Origin of the sequence: Bartonella sp. AP58NXGY (assembly GCF_042195785.1) — a bacterium.
In the GTDB taxonomy this organism is placed as follows: Bacteria; Pseudomonadota; Alphaproteobacteria; order Rhizobiales; family Rhizobiaceae; genus Bartonella.
Window position 1 is genome coordinate 246,119 of sequence record NZ_JBHIOY010000002.1, and the last position, 6,772, is coordinate 252,890.

Below are 6,772 nucleotides of genomic sequence, written 5' to 3' on the forward strand. Positions count from 1 at the left end.
CTGGGATGAAGAGTGCTGTAAGTTGTAAGTGTGTGATGGGAGAGAAAAAGTGGGGGGTGGAATGGAGAGAGTGCCTATGCACAAAGGGAGGGCGTGGATAAGAGGCGGGGGTAGTGCAAAGGGAGGGCGTGAAGGGATGGTGTGAGGGTGATAGAAGAGGGAGGTGAGGCTTTTATTAAAGGGTGTGGGGCTTTGAGAGAAGGTGAAGGTGGAGAAAATACCCTGGAAAGTATGGTGATGAGGTGAGCTAAAGGGGACGATGGGATGAGAGCAGAGCTCGAAAAAATAACTGGGAAAGGGAGCCGTGGTGGGGAAATGAAAAAAACTCCCTCACCCCCATTTATTTTTAAAGGGGAGTGAGGGGCTTATCAAGAAGAAAAAAGTTAGTTTTTTTTCGTAATTTTCCAAGTTTTTCCATCAGACATATACATAATCTTTTGACCCTTGGTTATCTTTTGTGTGCCGTGAGTGGTGTGAAGTGTAGAACTGTAAGCCGCTAGATGATCTATAAAGATTGATTTCCACTTAAATGAATCAGGAGATGGCAAAAAGATATTGGGTGCCCAAGAACGATTTTTTGAACGAATAACGACAAGCTCTTTTTGTTTCAAAACGTTAGAAATTGTTTCTGCAGATAGATCTTTCCCATTGGAAATGGGTATTTCTGGTTTAGTAGTAGGCGAGGCTAAACCTCCAAAGTCGCTTATACTTGTCATGCAAAAGTTGGATGTACATGATGTTTGGATGAAGTCAGAATCTTGACACTTTCCTTGATTAGAAGCTTTCAGAATCGTTTCGTGTATCTTGTTTTGTTTTATGCCTTGAGGCTCAAAAAAAATCGAACTTTGCGGACTTAAATCATAACAGGAGGAGAGATGTCTCTTCCAACGAGAATGGTCTTCAACAAAACTTGAAGATTTACGGAATTGGCCAAATGTATTTGGTACTTCTATGGTCCCAATATCCACTTGTTTACCCGTTATAAAATCGACTACTGTCGCAGTAACTAGATTTCCATTTTTTTCAACATATAATTGATATCTGCGTCCCATCTCCCATGGAAACTTGATTTCACATCGTACTCCTGAACCTTCCTGAGTAAAATGCTTACATGTATTACCTTTCCATCCCCGTTGCATTCCAGATAGAAAAATGAATGGTACGGCCGCTCCTGTTGAAAAAACCAATTTGTCCACTTTTTCCATTTTGGAATTCAAATTTATTTCCCCAGAAATAGATGGAGTTAGGCCCACCATCGTAATTTACTTGCTGGGTGAAAATAAATAGATCAAATGATGCATTTTTAAGCCATTCATGCTCTATTGCAATAACTTTGCCGGCAAAAATGGCATAGCTTGGTTTACTTATCAGAAGGAATAAAAGTATTAAAATAACCTTTTTTACAGTATGGTACATACTCAAATCCTCTATCTTAATAAAAATAGTGTAACTTTATAAGTATTAAATCATATATTCAATGTTTTGTTAAGTAAAAAGAGAAAAATACTTTTGATTTTTACTCTAAACTATAGGCTGTAAAGACTGCTTTGTTTGAAATGTTTTTGCATGCTCCTTTCTGCTGTTCAAATTTAAGCTTTAATGGTGGAGTTTGTGGGTGAGAGTTTAAAAGGGGGAGTGACGCTGGGGGGGATGATACTTATCGGAAAGTTGTGGTTTTTATTTAAATTGACAGCGTATTTTTTTTCTCCCTCTTGCTATGAGGCGTGTAGAAACCCATATTCTTTTTAGCACTACGGTTCTTCTTCATGCGGCATCATTTGCAGTGTTTTGTGGGGGTGGTTTGTCCTTTGAAGATGTCTCTTTTGTGGAATTTGTAAGGCTAAATTATGATAGTGGCTTAAGATTAAGGCAAAAAAATGAACTTGGAAAAATATAGCGAACGGTTGCAAGGTTTTTTACAATCAGCACAAAATAGCGCTCTTGCTTCTGATCATCAGCAATTTATGCCGGAGCATCTGTTGAAAGTGTTGTTAGATGATTCTCAAGGATTGGCAGCATCGCTTATCCAAAAAACAGGGGGTGATCTTACTCTTATTCAAAAGACGCTGAAAGAAGCTCTCGAGGCTTTGCCAAAAGTGCAGGGGGGAAATGGACAACTCTATCTCTCGCAGCCGGTGGCAAAAGTCTTCGCGCTCGCTGAGGAACTCGCGCAAAAAGCGGGTGATCAATTTGTGACTGTGGAGCGCATGTTGCAAGCGCTTATGATGGAAAAGTCCGCAAAAACAGCCGATATCTTGAAAAATGCAGGGGTGACCCCGCAAGCGCTTAATCAGGCAATTAATGCGCTGCGGAAAGGGAAAACAGCAACAAGCCGCCATGCCGAAGGACAATATGATGCCTTGCAAAAATATGCCCGGGATCTCACAAAAGATGCCCGTGAAGGAAAACTCGACCCTGTTATTGGACGGGAAGAAGAAATTCGACGGACCATTCAGGTGCTTTCACGGCGGACGAAAAATAATCCGGTGCTGATTGGTGAGCCTGGGGTGGGAAAAACCGCCATTGTGGAAGGGTTAGCTCTGCGCATTATCAATGGGGATGTGCCGGAAACTTTGCGTGATAAACAACTCTATGCGCTCGATATGGGCGCGCTTATTGCAGGCGCAAAATATCGTGGAGAATTCGAAGAACGCCTTAAAGCTGTCTTGGCTGAAGTGCAAGCCGAAAATGGACAAATTATCCTCTTTATTGATGAATTGCACAATCTCGTGGGAGCTGGAAAATCCGACGGTCCTATGGATGCTTCTAATTTGTTAAAGCCTGCTCTTGCACGTGGAGAACTCCATTGCGTAGGCGCTACAACCCTTGATGAATATCGAAAATATGTCGAAAAAGATGCTGCTTTGGCACGCCGCTTTCAACCTGTCTTTGTACCTGAACCCTCTTTGGAAGATACTATCTCTATCTTGCGCGGTATTAAGGAAAAATACGAACAACATCACAAAGTTCGTTTGGCTGATAGTGCTTTAATTGCAGCTGCAAAGCTTTCTTCACGCTATATTACGGATCGCTTCTTGCCGGATAAAGCGATTGATCTGATCGATGAAGCGGCTGCGCGGTTGCGTATGCAGGTCGATTCAAAGCCGGAAGAACTCGATGCCCTTGATCGGCGTATTTTACAGTTGAAAATCGAACGGGAAGCTTTGAAAACAGATGTCGAGCCAACAGCAAAAGAACGTTTGAAAAATGTGCAGGAAGAACTCAAAACATTGGAACAACAGTCCGCTGAGATGACAAGTGCTTGGCAGGCCGAAAAACAAAAATTAGGGCATGCTGCCGATTTGAAAAAACAACTCGAAGAAGCGCGCAATGCTTTGGCTATTGCTCAACGTGATGGTCAATTCCAACGCGCTGGAGAACTGGCTTATAGTGTCATTCCTGAACTCGAAAAACAATTGACTTTAGCTGAAAATGATGACCAACAAAATCATCTCGTCGAAGAAACGGTGACGGCTGAACATGTAGCACGCATCGTTTCACGCTGGACCGGAATTCCCGTAGATCGTATGCTGGAGGCAGAACGTGAGGCGCTCTTGCGGATGGAAGATGAAATTACAACCCGTGTCGTGGGGCAGGGAGAAGCTGTTCAAGCTGTTGCACGCGCTGTACGGCGTGCGCGTGCGGGGCTGCAAGATCCTAACCGTCCGCTGGGGTCTTTTATGTTTTTGGGACCTACGGGGGTGGGAAAAACCGAATTAACCAAAGCTCTGGCCGCTTTTCTCTTCCAAGACCCCAATGCCATGTTGCGTATTGATATGTCAGAATATATGGAAAAACATGCTGGGGCGAGGCTGATTGGGGCTCCTCCCGGATATGTCGGATATGAAGAAGGGGGAGTGCTGACCGAGGCTGTACGTAGAAGACCGTACCAGGTCATTCTGTTTGACGAAATTGAAAAAGCCCATCCTGATATCTTTAATCTCTTGTTGCAAGTGTTGGATGAAGGGCGCTTGACGGATAGCCAAGGCAGAACTGTCGACTTTCGTAACACTTTGTTGATTATGACCTCAAATCTTGGTGCTGAGTTCTTAACTGCTTTGCCTGAAGGTCAAACCGTTGATCAGGCAAAAAGTGAGGTCATGAATGTGGTGAAAGCCGCTTTCCGTCCGGAGTTTTTAAACCGTATCGATGAGATTATCCTTTTTCAGAGGCTGCAACGCAAGGATATGGAAGCTATCGTTGATATCCAGATACAACATTTGCAAAATTTGCTTAATGAACGCAACATAACTTTGCATATCAAACCAGAAGTACGACAATTCCTTGCTGATAAGGGCTATGATCCCCTTTATGGTGCGCGACCGCTTAAACGGATTATCCAAAAGGAAATTCAAGATCCTCTCGCAGAGAAAATTTTGTTTGGAGAAATTCACGACGAGACGGCGGTGACAATTGAAAAGCAAGGTGATCGGTTGGCGTTTTTACCCGAAACATAAATTTGGGAAAATTTACGGTATAAAGCGTAGTGATAACCTTATTATACCGTACGCCCTTTTGAGGAAGGGGGACTGATCTGCATGTGTGGTTGGTAAGGGGAGCTTGCTGCAAGCTATTAGGCTTGTTTTCAGCGCATTGTTTGCAAATCGGTGTGGGATGGTAGCGGTGCTGGGTGGGGTGCTTTGGTCTTTGGGAGGGAAATTGTTTTTAAGAACTGGACGTGGGATTGTCGACTGGTACTCGGCTGTGGTGATTTGATCTGCATGTGTGGTTGGTAAGGGGAGCTTGCTGCAAGCCATTAGGCTTGTTTTCAGCGCATTGTTTGCAAATCGGTGTGGGATAGCAGCGATGCTGGGTGGGGTGCTTTGGTCTTTGGGAGGGAAATTGTTTTTAAGAACTGGACGTGGGATTGTCGACTGGTACTCGGTATCTTAATATTTGTTTTATGTTGCTAAAGAAAACTGCCAAATACAGATCACTTTTACATAGGTAGACTGGCGGCTACAGTAATAATACAGATCTTGTTGGTGTCTTGAATATATTGTCACGTAATACTCACTAGAACGCTATGAGTATTCTTAAGCAGGACTTGTCTGTCACGTCTTTTGAAGTAAACCGTTATGAGTAGGAAGCCAAGAAGAAACCGCCCAAGAGAAGCCGAATTGTGCACAGAATGGTGTTGGGTAGACCCCCCATTTTTTGAGGTGTGAGGAGGTGGTCAAGTCCTTTTAATATATGTATTTTGTATGTTAAGTATAAACTTTGAAAGCCCTTAGAGATGGTGTCATTTTTTTACTCGTGAAAAATTGATTACTTATCGCTTGATTGCAAATCAATAGGTTGTTAATACTTTTATTTATAAGCAAAGTTGCTCTTACTTCTGGTGTAAGAGCTTCGTGAGAGAGAATGCGAGGGGAGTTAAGATGTCAAAATATTTATTACCGTTACCGCTTGTGTTGGTGGCGGGGTGTGCATCTATCAATAATTATTCATCAAGTTATGTTGTCCAAAATATTACGAAGGCAGATATAAAATTAATTGCTAACGATTTTGTTCACAATCTTAAAAAACCTTTGCCGCCCGCTAAAACAACACTTATTGTGACAAAAAGTCACACAGAAGACAACTTTACTCCTGTATTTATTAATCTGTTGCGACGGAATGGATATACCGTGATCTATACAGATCAACCAAAACAGCAAAACGGTGTAATTTTGACTTATAGAATAACGCGAATAGAGATAGGTATATTGTCTTTTGTTTCTTATGATTTAGATGGCGCAACACATTATTATATACGTACGTATAATAGATGATCCCCCCTTTGCCAGTGCGTCCAAAAAGCGTAGATCATCATGATGAGATGTTGGGGGAAACGGTGGGATTGAATTAATCTGTAAAAACTTACAGATGTAAAATTACATATGCAGTCAATAAGGATTATTTGTTCAGTTTATAATTTCAAAGTTATGGGGACAAAAGATATTATTTTTACTGCTCGCCATTTCTCATATTTTGTCGCAATCATAGAGTTTTTACCGTTTCTTTTATAGGAAATGACTTTCTGTCATGTGGTTTTGTATACTAATCTAAGGGTTAAATCTGATCGATAAAATTCCTATGGATTCTTTACAGAAATCTATTGTTGGAGATGCTGTTTGTTTTTATCAAATCGTTGTGTGGAGGGGGGACGTTTCATTTGGCTTTGTTCTGTAAAGACGTAAAAGCGTAAAAATGTGGAGCCGTGAAAAAGAAGTGCAAGTATCATTCGGTTCTTGTCGGAACTTTCGCTCTTTGAGGTGTGGGGAGATTAGGAAATTCTTATGAGAAGATTATCGCAATATTGGTAATATGCTGGTTCTGGCGTGCTTCTTTTATTTAAGTGTAAAGAAGCCAAAACAAGGGATGACCATTTATTGGCGAATTTCCCATTATTATATCATGAGTGATTATATAATGAATACGCGCTTTCGTGAAATGGGGAAAGCTGTAAGAGATATTTTTACAACCGCGCAAATAGAAACACAATGATGTTTTTTTGGGGGCATTCTGTTTGCATAAGAGACAGAAATCTGATAAAAAATAACAAAAATATTAAAAGAAAAATATAAAAACTTGACAAGGTAAATCTAAAAAGGTATCATAATGATACAATCGGAATTGTATGTTTAAACCGGATAAAGTCCATAGGTAAGATGATCTGGTGAGAATGGGAGATCTGATTTCTCTGTTGTTTGGATCTGATTTCTCTGTTGTTTGGATCTGATTTCTCTGTTGTTTGGATCTGATTTCTCTGTTGTTTGGATCTGATTTC

General features: G+C 41.3%; 5 protein-coding genes. 3 read left to right on the forward strand and 2 right to left on the reverse strand.

The features are described 5' to 3' along the window. Positions 1-383: 383 nt before the first annotated feature. On the reverse strand, positions 384-1,205 hold the full coding sequence (locus ACFINC_RS02535; protein ID WP_375615990.1) for a DUF3472 domain-containing protein: 822 nt from the start codon (positions 1,203-1,205) through the stop codon (positions 384-386). Then, on the reverse strand, positions 1,117-1,416 hold the full coding sequence (locus ACFINC_RS02540) for a hypothetical protein (protein ID WP_375615994.1): 300 nt from the start codon (positions 1,414-1,416) through the stop codon (positions 1,117-1,119). Before ACFINC_RS02540 ends, ACFINC_RS02535 begins: the two co-directional genes overlap by 89 nt. A 461-nt stretch (positions 1,417-1,877) precedes the next feature. Here ACFINC_RS02540 and clpB point away from each other — a divergent pair, with 461 nt between their 5' ends. The 3 genes from clpB to ACFINC_RS02555 all read left to right on the forward strand — a co-directional run bounded on the left by clpB (position 1,878) and on the right by ACFINC_RS02555 (position 5,774). Then, positions 1,878-4,457, forward strand: a complete 2,580-nt coding sequence (gene clpB / locus ACFINC_RS02545) for an ATP-dependent chaperone ClpB (protein WP_375615948.1) — start codon at positions 1,878-1,880, stop codon at positions 4,455-4,457. 85 nt (positions 4,458-4,542) lie between these two features. Next, complete coding sequence (locus ACFINC_RS02550) at positions 4,543-4,716, forward strand: hypothetical protein (protein ID WP_375615949.1); 174 nt, start codon at positions 4,543-4,545, stop codon at positions 4,714-4,716. Positions 4,717-5,381: 665 nt separating this feature from the next. Further along, complete coding sequence (locus ACFINC_RS02555; protein ID WP_375615950.1) at positions 5,382-5,774, forward strand: hypothetical protein; 393 nt, start codon at positions 5,382-5,384, stop codon at positions 5,772-5,774. The last annotated feature ends 998 nt before the right edge of the window (positions 5,775-6,772 follow it).

Coding starts and splice junctions, on each gene's coding strand:
- ACFINC_RS02540 (WP_375615994.1), bottom strand. CDS start 1,416: ATGTACCATACTGTAAAAAAGGTTATTTTAATACTTTTATTCCTTCTG.
- clpB (WP_375615948.1), top strand. CDS start 1,878: ATGAACTTGGAAAAATATAGCGAACGGTTGCAAGGTTTTTTACAATCA.
- ACFINC_RS02555 (WP_375615950.1), top strand. CDS start 5,382: ATGTCAAAATATTTATTACCGTTACCGCTTGTGTTGGTGGCGGGGTGT.
- ACFINC_RS02535 (WP_375615990.1), bottom strand. CDS start 1,205: ATGGAAAAAGTGGACAAATTGGTTTTTTCAACAGGAGCGGCCGTACCA.